General features: G+C 34.8%; 13 protein-coding genes. 9 read left to right on the top strand and 4 right to left on the bottom strand.

Annotation, left to right across the window (positions count from 1 at the left end; all coding sequences use genetic code 11):
• Window positions 1-42 precede the first annotated feature (42 nt).
• Window positions 43-477, top strand: coding sequence for a hypothetical protein (locus tag AC4AGG_RS07765; protein ID WP_489771427.1), 435 nt, complete (start codon window positions 43-45; stop codon window positions 475-477).
• A 109-nt stretch (window positions 478-586) separates the two neighbouring features.
• Here AC4AGG_RS07765 and AC4AGG_RS07760 read toward each other — a convergent pair whose 3' ends face one another.
• The 3 genes from AC4AGG_RS07760 to metG form a co-directional block, all read right to left on the bottom strand.
• On the bottom strand, window positions 587-1,450 hold the full coding sequence (locus tag AC4AGG_RS07760; protein ID WP_489771426.1) for a DUF4349 domain-containing protein: 864 nt from the start codon (window positions 1,448-1,450) through the stop codon (window positions 587-589).
• A 242-nt stretch (window positions 1,451-1,692) separates the two neighbouring features.
• Window positions 1,693-2,214: an XAC2610-related protein gene (locus AC4AGG_RS07755; RefSeq protein WP_489771425.1), complete on the bottom strand. Its 522-nt coding sequence runs from the start codon at window positions 2,212-2,214 to the stop codon at window positions 1,693-1,695.
• Window positions 2,215-2,485: 271 nt separating this feature from the next.
• Entirely contained in the window at window positions 2,486-4,513 is a 2,028-nt protein-coding gene (gene metG / locus AC4AGG_RS07750) for a methionine--tRNA ligase (RefSeq protein WP_489771424.1), read from the bottom strand.
• Window positions 4,514-4,875: 362 nt separating this feature from the next.
• Between metG and AC4AGG_RS07745 the strand changes: the two genes are divergently transcribed.
• The 8 genes from AC4AGG_RS07745 (at window position 4,876) to AC4AGG_RS07710 (ending at window position 17,700) form a co-directional block, all read left to right on the top strand.
• Window positions 4,876-7,725 carry a SusC/RagA family TonB-linked outer membrane protein gene (locus AC4AGG_RS07745; RefSeq protein ID WP_489771423.1) on the top strand — a complete coding sequence of 950 codons (2,850 nt, stop codon included), beginning with the start codon at window positions 4,876-4,878 and terminating at the stop codon, window positions 7,723-7,725.
• A gap of 20 nt (window positions 7,726-7,745) precedes the next feature.
• Complete coding sequence (locus tag AC4AGG_RS07740; RefSeq protein ID WP_489771422.1) at window positions 7,746-9,335, top strand: RagB/SusD family nutrient uptake outer membrane protein; 1,590 nt, start codon at window positions 7,746-7,748, stop codon at window positions 9,333-9,335.
• Window positions 9,336-9,356: 21 nt separating this feature from the next.
• Window positions 9,357-10,487 (top strand): SusE domain-containing protein, encoded by a 1,131-nt coding sequence (locus AC4AGG_RS07735; RefSeq protein ID WP_489771421.1) that lies wholly within the window; start codon window positions 9,357-9,359, stop codon window positions 10,485-10,487.
• Between the two features lie 128 nt (window positions 10,488-10,615).
• Window positions 10,616-12,772 (top strand): glycoside hydrolase family 97 protein, encoded by a 2,157-nt coding sequence (locus AC4AGG_RS07730; RefSeq protein WP_489771420.1) that lies wholly within the window; start codon window positions 10,616-10,618, stop codon window positions 12,770-12,772.
• Window positions 12,773-12,822: 50 nt separating this feature from the next.
• A complete protein-coding gene (locus tag AC4AGG_RS07725; RefSeq protein WP_489771419.1) occupies window positions 12,823-13,803 on the top strand; it encodes a bile acid:sodium symporter family protein in 981 nt (326 codons plus the stop codon).
• A 27-nt stretch (window positions 13,804-13,830) separates the two neighbouring features.
• A complete protein-coding gene (locus tag AC4AGG_RS07720) occupies window positions 13,831-15,687 on the top strand; it encodes a glycoside hydrolase family 13 protein (protein WP_489771418.1) in 1,857 nt (618 codons plus the stop codon).
• A 143-nt stretch (window positions 15,688-15,830) separates the two neighbouring features.
• Window positions 15,831-16,334: a nuclear transport factor 2 family protein gene (locus AC4AGG_RS07715; protein WP_489771417.1), complete on the top strand. Its 504-nt coding sequence runs from the start codon at window positions 15,831-15,833 to the stop codon at window positions 16,332-16,334.
• 37 nt (window positions 16,335-16,371) lie between these two features.
• Window positions 16,372-17,700, top strand: coding sequence for an SLC45 family MFS transporter (locus tag AC4AGG_RS07710; RefSeq protein ID WP_489771416.1), 1,329 nt, complete (start codon window positions 16,372-16,374; stop codon window positions 17,698-17,700).
• A gap of 53 nt (window positions 17,701-17,753) precedes the next feature.
• On the opposite strand, the gene AC4AGG_RS07705 is transcribed toward AC4AGG_RS07710, so the two are convergent.
• On the bottom strand, window positions 17,754-18,117 hold a 364-nt coding region (locus AC4AGG_RS07705), incomplete at its 5' end, for a DUF488 domain-containing protein (protein ID WP_489771415.1).

Below are 18,117 nucleotides of genomic sequence, written 5' to 3'. Positions count from 1 at the left end.
GAAAACGAAAAGAGTAGGCACTTTTTTAAAAAAAACTTTACCATGGCAAAAAAATTATCAGAACTCTTATCGGAGTTATCAAAAAAAACCAAACAGGTAGAAGACGAGTTTGCAATAGCAGAAAGCAAATCCGAACAGGATTTAGAAAATTGGAGAAATCAACTAAATGATTATGTTTCAAAAGAGGAAACCGAATTTAAAAATATGACAGAATCTTGGCGAGACGATTTGAAAGAAGATTGGACTTCTGTGAGAACCCATTTGGATAATGGAGTAGAAGCTCTTAAGATAAAGGCTCTTCGATTAGCTGCTGATGTAAAATCTGAATACGAAACAGCCTACGCCGAAACATTAGAAAAATATGCAGAATTAAGCGTTTCGTATGCTATTAAAGCGGTTAATAGTGCGTCAGATTCTATTTTGCAAGCTGTGGAAGCTCGTAAAAAAGCAATAGAATCACAAAAAATTGATTCCTAATTCAACTGAGTTTTTGAATCACAAAAAAGCTTTCAGAATTTCTGAAAGCTTTTTATCTAAATCAAAAGATCTGATATTGTTCTTGCATCACTTGGAATTAGAAAAATATTTATTTCTTTCTGTTTTTCCATTTTTTCCACCCAAAAACGATAACAGGAACCAGAAACAAGTAAGGCCAGAAGGAGACAATTCCTAAAAGAAAACTGATAAAAGAGTTCCAACCTTCTGCGATAGAATCTACGAATCTGCTTCCGAATCCAATTTTGGAAGTAACCGATGTTCTAGCTTTTTCTTTAGTTACAGACAGGTTTAAGGTGCTATAATTTACTCTATCGTCTAAGTATCTTATTCTTCCTTCGGTGATATCAATTTCGTCCACCAAGGCTCTAATATTTTCCTGAATTTCCAGCATATCTTTTGTGGTAGACGCAGACTTCAAAAGATTTCGGTATTTCTCGAGGTATATTTTTTTGTTTTCTAATTTGATGACAGTGTTGGTGTATTCTTCGGTTACGTCCTCAGATGAAATATTTTTAAAATCTACCGTTCCGATTCCTTCAGAGAATGAATTAACCAGTTGGTCAAATTTTTGGTGAGGAACTCTTATTACCAAATTTAAATTTTCTGAAGTTTCTGTGTTATTGAAATTCTCGTTTTGGATATAAGCGTTGTTCTGTTTTAAGAGTTCATTAATTTGTGATTTAGCGGTGTTGATGTTTCCAACGATAATTCCCATTTCACCATTTTTGATAATCTTCTTGGAAATAGTATCCACCTTTTTGGGAGAGCGAGGCTCTTCTTTGGAAGGAGGTGGCGGCGGAGCCTCATATTCTGCCGCAGCACTAGCACTATCAACCATTACTAGTTTTTCTGACACCATTTCACTTTCCGAAACTGCCAAAAGTTGTTTATCAGAAGATTGATTGCAGCTGATCAATGAAAAGAAACTGAAAACTAAAAAGAGATTTTTCATCACAGTAATTTTCTAAACGAAAGCAAAAATCGTGCTTACTTTTCATTGAGATCAATAAAAAAAGCTTTCAGAAATTCTGAAATCTTTTAAATATTTAAACAAATTTAATTTAAAATCTGAAATCTAGTATCTGAAATCTATCTATATTAAAATTTAATGTCCTTATTACCAACTGTAATTTCATTAATAATCTTTAGTAATTCTATTTTAAGAGCCAATTAATTTCGTGTCTAGATTGTAATTTATTCAACGGAAACAAATTTCCCACTTTGCCATTTGTATACATCATGATAGTAATCTGAGGGACCAATATGATAAACAGAATGAATTTCTTTTTTTTCATTATCAATATCTGGATTTAATATTTTACTATATGAGGGAATGAATTTGAATTTTTCAGATTTTTTTTCATAAATATATAGACTAAAAGATCGATCCACCATTCCATGCCAATTAATTATTTGTAAATCATTAACTCCATCAAAATTGCAGTCTTTATTGCTCTCAATATCTATTTCGTATGTACGATAAACGTAATTTGAATCAACATCAAATTTTATCTCTTGCAGAAATTTTCCATCTTTTAAAATTTTCATCTTTTTAAAAACTACAATTTCATTCTTTTGTCGTGTACAAAAAAGCTGAAATAGAAACTTTTTATCTTTTTGATTGTAAACGAAATTTTTTTTGCCCTCTTTTTCAATCCGAGCAATTTCTTTTTCGTGTATTTTCCATTCTATTTCTTCCTTCTCTTGACGTTTCAATTCTGCAGAATCTACTTTTTCTGCAATAGCAGTTGGTTTAAGTGTGTCTAATTTTGTTTCTTCTTTTTTATGTCTAATTACTGGCTTCTTGTCTTTGCAAGAATTAAGAGCAATTATTAAAACCGAAAATATTGTGATGAAATATCGAAGCCTTTTCATAGAATAAAAATAGAAATTATTAAGTGAAAATGTAATTCAAATAAAAAAAGATTCCAGAAAATTCTGAAATCTTTTTTTATCTATAATCTGATATCTAATATCTGAAATCTATTTATCCAATCTCAATTCCGTTTTCCACTTTTTCGTCAGGAGTTACAAAAGATAATTTTCCATCCGGTTTTGTAGTCAATAACAACATTCCCTGAGACTCAATTCCACGAATTTTTCTTGGAGCGAGATTCAAAAGAATCATTACTTGTTTTCCTACAACTTCTTCAGGGGTAAAGCTTTCTGCGATACCAGAAACTACGGTTCTCATATCAACACCAGTATCTACTTTCAGTTTTAAAAGTTTATCTGCTTTTTCTACTTTTTCAGCTTCAAGGATGGTAGCAGTTCTTAGGTCTATTTTCGTAAAATCGTCGAATTGTATTTCGTCTTTCATAGGGCTTGCGTTAGGGTTGGTTTTAGCGTTGGCTTGTTTAGTTGCTTCTAATTTTTGAATTTGAGCTTCAATCACTTCATCTTCAATTTTTGAGAACAGGAGTGGTGATTCATTAATTTGATGTCCACTTTCGATAAGAACGCCTGAAATTTCGTTCCAGTTTTTCTGTTCTATATTAAAGGTATTTAATAATTTTTCAGAAGAAAATGGCATAAAAGGTTCGCTCAATTGGGCTAAAGCTACTGCAATCTGAGCAGAAACGAATAAAGATTGAGCTGTTTTCTCTGGGCTGTCTTTAATAGTTTTCCAAGGCTCTTCGTTTTGAAGATATTGGTTACCGAATCTTGCTAAATTCATCAAAGCAGACAATGCATTTCTGAATTCAAATTTTTCTAAAGATTCTGCGATTTCGTTCTTAGCCTTTTCAATTTCGGCAAGCTCTTCAGAATTAGGGTTTCCTTCTGGAACCACACCATTGTAGTATTTATGAATCAAAACAGCCACACGATTGATGAAATTTCCGAAAATTCCCACCAATTCAGAATTGTTTTTGGTTTGAAAATCCTTCCAAGTGAAATTATTATCTTTAGTTTCTGGCGCAGATGATAGAAGTGAATAACGCAAAACATCTTGCTGCCCTGGGAATTCTTCAACATATTCGTGAGCCCAAACTGCCCAATTTCTACTGGTTGAAATTTTATCGTTTTCTAAATTCAAAAATTCAAATGCTGGAACATTGGTCGAAAGAATATAATCACCGTGAGCTTTTAACATACTTGGGAAAATAATACAATGAAACACGATATTATCTTTACCAATAAAATGAATCAAATCCGAATTATCATTTTGCCAATAATCTTTCCAATTTTTTCCATTTTTCTCAGCCCATTCTTGGGTGAAAGAAATGTATCCAATCGGCGCATCAAACCAAACGTAAAGCACTTTCCCTTCTGCATCTGGAAGTGGAACTGGAACGCCCCAGTTAAGGTCGCGGGTCATAGCGCGAGGTTTCAAACCATCATTTAACCAAGATTTTACTTGTCCATATACATTAGGTTTCCAATCGTCTTTGTGACCTTCAATAATCCAATCGGTTAAGAAATTTTCGTAGTCATTTAAAGGGAGATACCAGTTTTTGGTCTCTTTCAGAACTGGAACATTTCCGCTTAAAGCCGACTTTGGATTGATTAACTCACTTGGAGAAAGGGTAGAACCACATTTTTCACATTGGTCACCATAAGCGTTTTCGTTACCACAATTTGGGCAAGTTCCCACAATATAACGGTCTGCAAGAAATTCTCCTGCTTGTTCATCATAATATTGTTCAGAGACTTCTTCAGTAAATTTTCCTTTATTATATAAGGTGTTAAAAAAATCTTGACTTACTTCGTAATGTTTTGGTGAAGTCGTTCTTGAATATTCATCAAACGAAATACCTAAATCTTCGAAGGATTTTTTAATAATTCCGTGATATTTATCTACGATATCTTGAGGTGTAACACCTTCTTTTTTGGCACGTATGGTAATAGGAATACCGTGTTCGTCACTTCCGCAAATGAAAGCAACATCGTTTCCTAATCTTCTTTGAAATCTCGCATAGACATCGGCTGGAACATACACTCCTGCAAGGTGACCAATATGAACAGGACCATTGGCGTAAGGTAATGCAGCCGTTATCATTTTTCTCTGTGACATTGTACTAAATTTAGACTGCAAAGATACGTTATTGAGCGAAAATTTTGATAAAATATGTTTTGGATATATTTTTTGGGGATTTGTTGGAGGAAAAAAGCTCCGAAAAACTAAAAATATGCTAAACATCCGTTTGGTTTTTTGTTAAAATTCTAATATTTAGTTAAAATTACTTAAAGAATTATTTGATTGAAATTCAATATTTTATGGTTAATAAAATATTAGAGGAAATGATTTTACTCATGAAAATCAGTTTAACATTAATAAATTGTTAACAGATATAGAAAAAATATTAATTTAGAGCGCTACTTTTTAGAATAGAGTAGCCCTAGAGACTGAGAAATTAACTTTAAAATAAAATATAAGTGAGAAACTTTAGTACAGTACTGAAAATTGCTCCAGCCTTCTTATTGGCAGGAACATTTCTACACGCGCAAACTACTTCTGACTCTCTTACTCCAAAAAAGGAGACTAAGATTGAAGAAGTGGTAGTTATTGGTTATGGGAACAAAAAGAAATCTGATTTGACAGGTTCTGTAACTGCATTAGGTGAGAAGGATTTTAACAAAGGTGCCATTGTATCTGCGGATCAATTAATCAATGGTAAAGCACCAGGAGTTAGAATTACGTCTGATGGTGGTAAGCCTGACTCTGCACCTAATATCCGCATTAGAGGTGGTGCATCGTTAACGGCAAATAATAATCCATTGATTGTTATTGACGGAGTGCCATTGGATTCCTCTAATCCCGCTGGTGTATCCAATCCATTGAGTTTGGTTAACCCTAATGATATTGAGTCATTCTCTGTATTGAAAGATGCTTCGGCAACAGCGATTTATGGTTCGAGAGCCTCTAATGGTGTAATCATTATTACAACTAAGAAAGGATCATCAGGAAAATTGAGGATTAACTATAATGGATCTGTTTCTTTTGGAAGAGTGACCAAAACTTTAGATGTAATGGATGGGCCAACTTTTGAAAGGTTCATTAATGAGTATAATCCATCATATTCTTCTATGTTGGGAGTTACCGAGAATGGTAATCAAACGATCTATAATACCAATTGGCAAGATGAGGTCTTTAGAAATACAATTTCCACAGACCATACGTTAAGCTTAAGGGCAAATATGTTTAAAGTTATTCCTTCAAGAATTTCCTTTGGATATAACAATACTCAAGGTGTTGTAAAAACAAGTGATTATGAAAGATTTACAGGGTCTGTTAAGTTGACCCCAACACTGTTTGATAAACATTTGAAAATTGATATCAATGCAAAAGGTATTATGTCTGATAAAAATGCAATTGATGAAGGAGGTGCAATAGCAGGAGCTTTATCAGCGGATCCAAGCAAACCAGTGTACAATGCTGACGGATCTTATTATCAAAACTTCAATGGATATTTGATGGATGGTACAACCAATCCAGTTGCTCTTCTAATGCAGAGAAAGAGACCAGAGAAAGTGAATAAGCTACTTGGAAATGTTGAGTTTGATTACAAAATGCATTTTTTGCCTGAGTTAAGAGCGGTTGTTAATCTTGGTTTAGAAACTTCGAAGTCAACTATTGAAGAGACATACGAAGATAATGCTTTAGCGACTTATAAAGCCGTTTATTCTGGTACAACTGCAGTTGGAGGTGTGTATAATCCAGGATTAAATTACTGGGAAGAACAGCACATCAATAACAAATTGTTGGATGCTTATTTAGTTTATTCTAAAGATAGAAAGGATATGACAATTTCAAAATTTGAAATCCAAGGAGGGTATTCTTATCAAAATTTTGAGAATAAAGGGAATAAACGTCTATTCGATTATGATGCTACCACTGGTTTGAGGTACGAAATGCCTTTTAGCAAGTATATTAATAATTATAATAATGAGTTAAATATTCAATCTTTCTTTGGAAGATCAAATATCAATATTTTAGATAAGTACTTATTTACTTTAACATACAGAGCAGATGCTTCTTCACTTTTCCCAGCTGACAGAAGATGGGGTCATTTCCCTGCAGTCGGATTTGCATGGAAAATGAACGACGAGGACTGGATTGGCGATTCAAAATTCTCGGAGTTGAAATTGAGATTAGGATGGGGTAAAACTGGTCAGCAAGATATTACTGGATCTGCTGGTTTTTACCCATATACTGGTTTTTATGAAGTGGGTGGTGTTAAGTATTTTTACTTTCCGCAGCAGTATGACTCTAATGGAGTTGCATTACCCGGATTTTACACTGCGTTGGCCTTCAATCCTTTGTTAACATGGGAAAAAACGACAACATATAATGCCGGATTTGATTTTGCAACAAAAAGCAGAAGAGTTTCTGGATCAATAGAGTACTATTTTAGAGAAACTGATGATTTATTAGCTAAAGTAACTTTTCCACCAGGACAATTATTGACAAATGAATATGTTGATAATGTAGGTTCGTTGACTAATAAAGGGGCTGAATTTACCTTGAATGTAGTTCCTGTAAAGCAAGGAAACGTAACTTGGGAATTGAATGGAAACCTTTCTTATAACATTGGAAAAGTTGAGGATCTTAATGGCAGATCAAGTGTTCAAGCTGCTGAGTCATCATTATCATTTGCTGGCACAGGAGTTTTGTTAGCTTACCATGCTGTTGGTGAACAACCTTATTCTGCATATGTTTATGAGCAAGCTTATGACAATAATGGACGTGTTTTACCTGGAGTTTTTGTTGATAGAAATGGAGATGGAGAACTTACCCCAGACGATAAGTATTACACTGCATTAAGACCAAATTGGACTTTTGGATTTGGGACTTTATTGAATGTTGGAAACTTTGATCTTTCTGCAAGTTTCAGGGGACAGATGGGTGGAAAAGTGTATTATGGAGCTCCTGTAAATAGAGGGTATACGGAAGCTTCTAATCCGGTGAACTCTAATAGTTTGTACAATGTGTTGAATTTTTACAATGGTTCGGCAGACGATCGTTTTACTACGAAAACTTCTATGGAAGCATTATCTGATTACAATTTGCAAGATGCAAGTTTCTTGCGTTGTGAAAACATTACAGTAGGTTATAAATTTAACAAATTGTTTAATGACTTATCTGTAAGAGTATATGGGGCAGTCAATAATGCATTTATTGTAACTAAGTACGATGGAATGGACCCTGAAAATTTCAATGCTATTGATTATAATTTTTATCCAAGACCTCGTGTATATACTGTAGGTCTAAATCTTGATTTTTAAGACATTAATATTACAGAATTATGAAATTAAATAAAATAAAGATATCAATATTAGCTTTGGCTATGGTATCGTTAAGTTCATGTGTTGGTGATTTAGATACTACACCTGAATATAAATTAACATTAGAGCAACTAATAGAAACACAGCCTAATGCAGTTGATGGTTTGGTAGCAAAAATTTATGCTTCTCTATCGATGTCAAGTGCCAATGGACCTGGTGAATCAGATGTTACTGGAGACGACAAAGGGGAAACGGTTTTTTTGAGAGGGATTATTAATCTTCAAGATTTTACTGCAGATGGTATGAAGAATAGGTGGGGGGATAATGGTTTGGACCAATTGACAACGACTTCTGGGTGGACAGCAGATAATAAGTTTTTCCGTTACCTTTTTGATAGAGTTTATTATACAATTCCTCAGGCAAACAGTTTGATTGCGGCATTACAAAACTCGTCAAATGCAAACAAAGATCAATATATTGCTGAATTAAGATTTTTACGAGCTTTGTCGTATTTTTATATGATAGATTGCTTTGGAAAGGGCGTTTTGGTTACTGAAGCAGATTTAGGTATCTCCACACCTAAACCTCAAGCTTCAAGAACTGAGCTTTTCAACTTTGTTGAAAGTGAACTTCTTGCGATAGAACCGACCATTGCTGCAAGTGCCGGATATGGACATGCAAACAAATCAGCAGTAAGAATGTTACTGTCAAGATTATATCTAAATGCTGGTGTCTATACAGGAACTGCAAGATGGAATGATGCTGCTACATATGCAAAGAAAGTAATTGATGAGGGAGGTTACTCTTTAGATTCCAATTATAAGAGAATGTTCTCATTTGATAATTATAATTCACCAGAAATGATATTTCCGCTTATTGCAGATCCAATTGGAACTGAAAGCTATGGAAATTCAACTTATATCATTAATGGAAGTACAGGAGGTAGTCCAATGACTGTTAATCCTGGTGATTTTGGTTTGACTGGTACAGGTTGGGGAGGACACAGAGCAACAAAAGCTTGGTATGGTTTGTTTGGAAGCAGTTTGACTGATTACACGGCTGGAACATTGTCTGATTTAACCAGTTCCACGGATCAGCGTGCTTTATTTTGGACAACAGGTCATAATTTTGAGATGTCTGATTACAAAGAATGGACAGATGGTTATCCATCTATTAAATATAGAAATCTTAATACATCGGGAACAACATCTGTTACAAATTTTTCAGGTGCAGATTTTCCGTTATTTAGATTATCTGAAGCTTATATGACGTATGCAGAGTGCGCTGTTAGAGGTTCATCAGTTGCAACTACGGCACAAGCGGTGAGTTATGTTAATGCGCTTAGAACTGCTCGGTCTGCAACTTCAATTTCTTCAAGTAATTTGACACTTGATTTTATTATGGCAGAAAAAGCTAGAGAATTTAATTTAGAAGGACAAAGAAGGACTGATTTAATTAGATTTGGTAAGTTCACAGGTAGTAGTTATGTTTGGCCTTGGAAAGGAGGTGTTGTCGGAGGAACAGGAATTCCTAGTTCTTACAATTTATTCCCTATCCCAACTACTGCATTAAATGCTAATCCGAATTTGACACAAAATCCTGGATATTAATAATTTTTAAAGAAATAAAAAATGAAAAATAATTTATTTAAAACCATATTCTTTTTATTACTTTCAGTTTTCATTATATCTTGCCAAGAGAGAGATAATGATCCGAAAGTTGCTGAAGATGCGGTAACTTCACCTGCATTTAATAATGCACCTTCGGGTACGTATGTGGTAACAGCTCAAAATTTATCAAATACATTTTATACTTTTTTGATTACCAACGCGACCTATACAGCTCCAATTCAATTGAATAACCAGATTGAAATTTCTGCAGATGGAGATGATTTCACTCCTTACACTAATTTGGGTGCTTTGTTCACTGGGACTAATGCAGCTATATCTTACGAAGATCTTAATAATGCTTTAGCAAACTTAGGTTTAGATCCAAATGTAGAACATACTGTGTATATTAGAATTAAAACAACCACAGAAAGTGATTTATTAAATCCAGTTTATTCTGATGTTTCCAGTTTTGTTGCAGTACCTTATGAGCCTGATTATGATGCAATGTTTCCAAAAATAAATGTTCCAGGAGGTTATGCTGGCGCTGCAGGGTATGCGGATTGGAATCCAGGAAATACTTTTAACTTATATTCCGCAGGTAGCGATAATAAGTATAGAGGATTTATATTTGTGGCAAATGCTAATCAAGAATATAAATTCACTATGAATCAGGATTGGTCTGGTGATAAAGGAGATAATGGAACTTTCACAGGGATATTGGTAGAAACAGGTGAAGTTAACTGCAAAGTGACTGCTGCTGGAACTCATTATCTTAAAGTTGATTGGGCTGGAAATACTTACTCAGAGGTAATTGCAAACTTAGGTTTAATTGGTGATGCTACACCAACTTCTTGGAGTTCGGATACTGATTTTGTTTTCAACACGGCAACTAAAAACTGGGAGATTGCATCTATAGCATTGACAACTGGTGGTGTTTTCAAAGTTAGAGCTAACGATGATTGGGCAATGAAAATCCAACCAGCAAGTACAGATGTTACACTGACTTCAGGAAAGGCAGCTCAGGTATATAATAGTGTAGAAGGAACTGTTTCTAATGACCCTAGTTTTAAGGTTTCAGAGGCGGGAAATTATAAAGTAGTTTTAGATTTACATAACTCTGGACGCTACACAATGACTGTTACAAAACTCTAATTAATTAGAGCATAACAATAATCGAAACCGCTACTTTTTGGTAGCGGTTTTTTTGTGAAATTTAATCTACGAAACTTCGGTAAATAGTTTAGTTTTCCTTAAATTTATACCTTGCAAATTCAAAGTTTATGAAAAACATAAAAATAGGAGCTTTTTTTCTTTTAGCTTCTACTTTGGGACTCAATGCCCAAACTCTAAAATCTCCCGATGGTAAGTTCGAAATGAATTTTCAATTGAAAAGCGGGGTTCCTTATTACAATTTAAAATACCAAGGAAATACGATTGTTGAGGACTCAAAATTAGGTCTAAGACTTTTGAAAGACGGAGACATCCAGTTTGCTTCTGAAATTGAGCGAAAAAATCAACAAGGAAAGGATTTGGTTTCAGGGTTTGAAAAAACGGATGAAAAATTCGATTCAAAAAACGAAACTTGGAGTCCAATTCTTGGCGAAAAGAAAAATTATATTAACAATTATAACGAACTGGCTGTAACTCTCAATCAAAAGGAGAATGACCGTTATATGGTTATTAAGTTTCGATTGTTTAATGATGGTTTAGGTTTTAGATATGAATTTCCTCAACAAAAAAATCTCAATTATTTTGTGATTAAAGAGGAAGATACTGAGTTCGATTTACCTTGGGACGCGAAGGCATTTTGGATTGTGGCAGATTACGATTCGCAGGAGTATCTTTATCAGGAAACCAATATCTCTGGAATTCCGGCAAGGTGGCCAAAGGCCTATGACGGGAATGCTTCGCAAGCTTTGGTGAAAAATGCGGTTCAGAGTCCTTTAATGTTGAAAAAAGAAGGCAAAACTCCAATTTATATCAATATCGGTGAAGCTGGTGTGTATAATTATCCTGCATCACATTTGGAAGTGGATGCGACGAATTATAAATTGAAAACGCATTTGACTCCAGATGCGCAAGGTGCAAAAGGTTACTTGCAGACACCTCAAACTTCTCCTTGGAGGACTATTATTGTCTCTAATAAGGCGGAAGAAGTTTTGGATTCAAAAATGTTATTCAATCTTAATGAACCTACTAAGTACAAGGATACTTCATATATCAAACCTACAAAATACATGGGCGTTTGGTGGGAAATGATTATTGGAAAATCTCAATGGGCGTATTCAACCGCGGATAATGTACATATAGGGATTACAGATTTTTCTAAACTAACTCCCAACGGAAAACATGCTGCCAACAATCAGAAAGTAATAGAGTATATCGATTTTGCTTCTGCAAATGGATTTGATGCTTTGCTCATCGAAGGATGGAATACAGGTTGGGAAGATTGGTTCGGACATTCTAAAGAGTTTGTTTTCGATTTCATTACCCCTTATCCAGATTTTGATATCAAAATGTTGAATGATTATGCTCATTCCAAAGGAATGAAATTGATGATGCACCATGAGACTTCTGGTTCTGCTGTTAATTATGAAAATTGGGCTGACAAGGCTTTTCAACTGATGAATAAATACGATTATCCTTCTGTGAAGACAGGGTATGTAGGAAATATTATTCCAAGAGGAGAGCATCATTATTCTCAGTGGACTATCAATCACTATTTTAGAATAGCTGAAAAAGCACACGAATACAAAATCATGGTAAACTCTCACGAGTCTGTTCGTCCTACAGGTATGAGCCGTACTTATCCCAACTGGGTTTCTGCAGAAGCAGCTCGTGGAACAGAGTTTGAAGCATTTGGAGGAAACAATCCAGATCATCAGACCATTTTACCTTTTACTCGATGGTTGGGAGGACCAATGGATTACACACCAGGAATTTTCCAAACCAAATTAGATTATTATTTCCCTGGAGATACTCGTTTTGTAAAGACGACTTTGACCAAGCAATTGGCTCTTTATGTTGTGATGTATATGCCACTTCAAATGGCTGCTGATTTGCCTGAAAATTATGCAAAACACATGGACGCATTTCAGTTTATCAAAGATGTAGCCGCAGATTGGGATGATACCAAAATTTTGTCAGCGGAACCAGGGGACTATATCCATACAGCACGTAAAGCCAAAGGAACCGATAATTGGTTTGTGGGAGGAATCACCGATGAAAATGCAAGAGATTTCACAGTGGATTTGTCATTCTTAGACAGTGGCAAAAAGTATGAGGCAACCATTTACGAAGACGGAAAAGATGGTGATTACATCAAAAATCCTCAAAGCTATAATATCTACAAGAAAACAGTAACTAGCAAGACCAAGATTCCTGTTCATTTGGTGAGAAGTGGAGGATACGCAATTTCTTTGAAACCTATTAAGTAAAATATTTTGTAAGCCTTATAGATTTTCAAAATCTATAAGGTTTTTATCTTATGAAGAATAAAATTTTCGACAAACAAAATATTTTCCTTTTGTTGTTGGTGTTAATGGTTTTTGCGGGGAAGTTTTTCCCTTACAAGGAAAGCTATAATCAATATTTTAATTTAAGTGCTTTTATTGATTGGGGAATTACAGGGATTTTTTTTCTGTACGGTCTCAAACTAAATCTTAAAGAAATTATTCGGGATATCTCGAATTGGAAGCTGCATTTGGTCGTTCAGTTTGGAACTTTTGTACTGTTTCCGTTTTTAGTATTTCTATTTTATGGTTTTGCAAAAGGCACAGAATATTATCCACTTTGGATCTCATTTTTCTTTTTGGCAAGTCTTCCTTCAACAGTATCATCATCCGTGGTGATGGTTTCTATCGCGAAAGGAAATGTGACTTCGGCGATATTTAATGCTTCGATTTCGGGGATTATTGGAATTGTGATGACTCCATTTTTGATGAGTTTTTTCCTGAATCCCGGAAATATGGAGGAAGGGCATTCCGCTGAAATTTTTCAACAGTTGATGATGAAGGTGCTTATTCCATTGATTTTTGGGCTGTTACTTAATTCTACATTAAAGAAATGGGTGAGCAAATACGGGAAATGGATTGCGGAATTCGACCGAATTATCATTCTACTTATTGTTTATGAAAGCTTTTCTGCAGCATTTTTGCAGAAGGTTTTCACATCGGTTTCCATCGATATGTTCCTGATTCTTGCAGTAGGAGGAGTGATTTTATTTTTTAGCGTGTACGAAATTTTGAAACTGATATCAAAAAAATTGAAGTTCAATCGTGAAGATACCATAACAACGACATTTTGTGGTTCCAAAAAATCATTGGTTCATGGGAGTTTGTTTGTTTTGGTTTTAGGAATTCCTTCGGATCAGAAGGTTCTATTTCTCCTTCCAGTAATGATATATCATAGCTTTCAACTATTTTACGTCAGTTGGTTAGCGAACAAAATGGCAAAATCAGTTGCCTAAATCTTAATTAAACTAAATGTTTTAACAATGAAATTCAAATTACTTCTCATTGCAACACTTATGATGATTTCCAATAGTTTTCAATCGCAGATCCAAAAGGTAGAGCCTTCATTTTGGTGGAAGGGAATGAAGAATCCCGAACTACAGATTTTAGTTTACGGAAAAGATATTGCAAAACATTCTATCGAGTTATCCGATGGAATTGAAATTAAAAAAATTGAAAAAGTAGAAAATCCTAACTACGTTTTTCTAACGATTAATACCAACGAAATCGACGTTTCAAAATTTAAAATTAATTTAAAGAAAAATAACAAAACGATTGGATCATACGATTACGAACTCAAAACCCGAAATTCAAATTCAGCCAATCGAGAATCATTTACATCAAAAGATGTCATGTATCTTATTATGCCTGATCGTTTTGCGAATGGAAATCCAAGTATCGATAGTTCTATAAATTTAACCGAAAAAGCCAACCGTAATGATCCGAATGGAAGACATGGTGGTGATTTGAGAGGGATCATCAATAACCTTGATTATTTGGAAAATTTAGGGGTTACCTCCGTTTGGTTAACTCCTGTTTGCGAAGATAACGAGCCAAGAACAACGTATCATGGTTACGCTCAAACCGATTTGTATAAAATAGATGAACGTTACGGAACCAATGAAGAATACAAAGAATTATCACAAAAATTGAATGCCCGAAATATGAAATTGGTGATGGATTATGTCACCAATCATTGGGGCGTTTCGCATTGGATGATTCAGGATTTACCATCGAAAGATTGGATTCACTGGTTTGAAGATGGTGAAAAAGGTTTCAAAAGGGCGAACTATAAAACCACGTCTCAGTTTGACACCAATGTTTCAGAAATTGATAAAAAATTGGCTTTAGATGGTTGGTTCGATACTTCAATGCCCGATATTAATCAGAGTAATCCTTTGGTTTTAAAATATATTACCCAAAACGCGATTTGGTGGATTGAATATGCTGAGTTAGGTGGACTTCGTGTAGATACTTATCCATACAACGATAAAGATGCGATGGCGAAATGGGCAAAAGCGATTACTGACGAATATCCGAAATTTAATATTGTAGGGGAGACATGGTTGTACACAGCTGGTCAAGTTTCGGCTTGGCAAAAAGGCTCCAAAACGGGTGAAGCTGCAGGTTATAACTCGAATCTGCCTTCTGTGATGGATTTTATGTTGTACGGTGATATGCCGAAAGCATTTCAGGAAAAGGAAGGTTGGGATACAGGAATGATAAAATTATACAATGTTTTCACGAGCGATTTTTTATATCCAGACATCAACAATGTTTTGGTTTTCTTTGAAAATCATGACACAGAACGTTGGAATGAAATCTTCAATGGAGATCCAAAAGCTTACAAAATGGCTTTAACATTGATTTCAACAGTACGAGGAATCCCACAAATTTATTACGGCTCCGAAATCGGAATGAGGGGAAGCAAACCGAAAGGAGGTGATGCAGACATAAGAAGAGATTTTCCTGGAGGTTGGAAAGAGGATCAACAAAATGCTTTTAATCCTTCAACTCAAACGGCGGAACAGAAAGAGTTTTATGATTTTTCTCAGAAGATTCTGAATTGGCGTAAAAATAAATCGGTGATTCATGAAGGAAAAACCAAACATTTTTTACCGCAAAATGGTGTATATGTGTACTTTAGATATAATGAAAAGGAGTCTGTGATGGTGATAATCAACAACAATGAAAAAGAGCAAAACCTTGATTTGAAACGCTATCAAGAATCTATATTAAATTATTCCTCAGGTAAAGATGTTATTTCAGGAAAAACCTATAAATTAGATGGTTCTTTAAAAATCGAAGGAAAGTCTTCTTTGATTTTGGAACTGAACTAAAAAATACGATTTGTCATTGCGAGGAATGGAGCGCAGCGGAGTGTCGAAGCAATCCTATAATAATGGAAGCGGATTACTTCGTCGCCATTCTTCCTCCTCGCAATGACAATATGGAACTTGTACTTCATAGCTTTAAAAAAAATATGAAAAAACTACTTTTATTATTTCTATTAATCTCCAGTTTTTCTTTTGCACAAAAGAAAGAATTCAACAAAGAAGTTGAAAAGGAGCATGTATCTCAAGTTTTGGACGACCTTAATGAATTTGCCTCCAAAGCTGATTTCAAAAATTATTTTGATTTGTATGCTGATGAATCCACTTTTATAGGTACAGACGCGACAGAAATTTGGAATAAGAAGGAATTTATGGCTTATGCAAAGCCTCATTTTGATAAAGGAAAAGCATGGAGTTTCAAATCTCTGAAGCGAAACATTTATTTCAGCAAAGATGGAAAATACGCTTGGTTCGACGAGTTGTTGGATACTCAAATGAAGATTTGCAGAGGAAGTGGCGTCCTCGAAAAAGTGGGCGACCAATGGAAGATTAAGCAGTATGTCCTTTCCATGACCATTCCTAATGATAATGTTGAGGAGGTAGTCAATATAAAAGCTCCTATGGAAGATGAGTTGATACAATCAATAAAATAGTCCCCGTAATTTTAAATATTAATTTACCACAAATAAAATGAAAACAGTACAAAAAAAACGTGACTTAGGCTTTTGGCAATTATGGAATCTGAGTTTTGGATTCTTTGGAGTTCAGATTGCTTATTCTTTGCAAAGTGCCAATATCAGTAGGATTTTTGCAACATTGGGTGCGGATCCTCACAATTTGAGTTACTTTTGGATTTTACCACCTTTAATGGGATTACTTGTACAACCAATTGTTGGTATTGCCAGTGATAGAACTTGGACTAAATGGGGAAGAAGGATACCTTATCTTTTTATTGGAGCGTTTTTCTCCGTTATTGTAATGGCACTTTTACCTAATGCTGGAAGTTTTAATCTCACTGTTGGAGGAGCGATGGTTTTCGGGCTTATTGCGTTAATGCTTTTGGATACTTCAATTAATATGGCAATGCAGCCTTTCAAGATGTTGGTTGGAGATATGGTCAATGAAAAACAAAAGGGTTGGGCGTATTCAATCCAAAGTTTTTTGGTAAATGCAGGAAGTTTGTTAGGATTTCTATTTCCTATCATTTTCACATGGATAGGGATTTCGAATACTGCTAAATCTGGTGTAGTTCCAGACTCGGTTATTTATTCATTTTATGGAGGTGCAATTATTTTGATTTTGTGCGTATTGTATACAGTTTGGAAAGTAAAAGAAATGCCACCAAAAGAATACGCAGAATTTCATGGAATTGAAACTGAAGAATCTGAAAAGCCTAGAGAAAACGTTTTTCAATTGTTGGCTAATGCACCAAAAGTGTTTTGGACGGTAGGTTTGGTTCAATTTTTTAGTTGGGCTGCATTTATGTATATGTGGACTTATACCAACGGTGGAATAGCGGAAAATGTTTGGAATACTACCGATCCAAAATCAGCAGATTATCAGACTGCAGGAAATTGGGTGGGTGTTGTTTTTGCAGTGCAAGCCATTGGTTCGGTAATTTGGGCGTTGGTAATTCCTCGATTTAAGTCACTTAAAACTGCTTATTTTGTAAGCTTAATTTTAGGAGCACTTGGTTTTATCTCAACGATATTTGTACACGATCAGTATGTTCTATTTGTATCTTATTTGTTTATTGGATGCGCGTGGTCAGCAATGCTTTCGTTGCCATTTACAATTTTGACCAATTCGCTTTCTGGAAAAAATATGGGAACCTATTTAGGACTGTTTAATGGGACAATCTGTGTTCCTCAAATTGTTGCTGCAGCTTTAGGAGGTTTAATTTTCAAGTATGTGGCACATGATAGTTCAATCTATATGCTTTTGGTCGCAGGGATTTTACTTATCGTTGGTGCATTTTGTGTACTAACAATAAAACTTAAGCAAAATCCTTCTGAATAACCAAATTTTAATAATAAAGTAAAGAGCCAACTCCTGCGAGTTGGCTCTTTACTTTATTTTAGTTTTTGTTCAATAAATTCCGCAAGTATAGGAATATGACTATGTTCAATGTCCTTTGCGGCAGTTAGTAATGTAACGATGTCATGATCCCGAATATCGTTCAGAAAATTCTCAAAATCAGGATTAGATTTTAGTTCAGCTAAATATTTTGTTCGGAACTCATCATATAGATCACGGTTTTCGTGAAACCACTTTCTTAGATCATTGTTTGGCGTAATATCTTTTGCCCACAAATCAAGATGTGCGTTTTCTTTTTTGACTCCTCTTGGCCACAATCGGTCTGCTAAAACCCGAAAACCATCTGATTGATCCAAGTCTTCATAAATTTTTTTGGTTAAAAGTTTCATAAATAGTTTT

The organism is Chryseobacterium sp. CG10_8 (genome assembly GCF_058117085.1).
This window is presented reverse-complemented; position numbering and strand designations above follow the sequence as displayed.

What these genes read in the sequence shown, in the direction of transcription:
- AC4AGG_RS07765 (WP_489771427.1), top strand. Translation starts at nt 43, where the DNA reads ATGGCAAAAAAATTATCAGAACTCTTATCGGAGTTATCAAAAAAAACC.
- AC4AGG_RS07760 (WP_489771426.1), bottom strand. Translation starts at nt 1,450, where the DNA reads ATGAAAAATCTCTTTTTAGTTTTCAGTTTCTTTTCATTGATCAGCTGC.
- metG (WP_489771424.1), bottom strand. Translation starts at nt 4,513, where the DNA reads ATGTCACAGAGAAAAATGATAACGGCTGCATTACCTTACGCCAATGGT.
- AC4AGG_RS07740 (WP_489771422.1), top strand. Translation starts at nt 7,746, where the DNA reads ATGAAATTAAATAAAATAAAGATATCAATATTAGCTTTGGCTATGGTA.
- AC4AGG_RS07735 (WP_489771421.1), top strand. Translation starts at nt 9,357, where the DNA reads ATGAAAAATAATTTATTTAAAACCATATTCTTTTTATTACTTTCAGTT.
- AC4AGG_RS07730 (WP_489771420.1), top strand. Translation starts at nt 10,616, where the DNA reads ATGAAAAACATAAAAATAGGAGCTTTTTTTCTTTTAGCTTCTACTTTG.
- AC4AGG_RS07725 (WP_489771419.1), top strand. Translation starts at nt 12,823, where the DNA reads ATGAAGAATAAAATTTTCGACAAACAAAATATTTTCCTTTTGTTGTTG.
- AC4AGG_RS07720 (WP_489771418.1), top strand. Translation starts at nt 13,831, where the DNA reads ATGAAATTCAAATTACTTCTCATTGCAACACTTATGATGATTTCCAAT.
- AC4AGG_RS07715 (WP_489771417.1), top strand. Translation starts at nt 15,831, where the DNA reads ATGAAAAAACTACTTTTATTATTTCTATTAATCTCCAGTTTTTCTTTT.
- AC4AGG_RS07710 (WP_489771416.1), top strand. Translation starts at nt 16,372, where the DNA reads ATGAAAACAGTACAAAAAAAACGTGACTTAGGCTTTTGGCAATTATGG.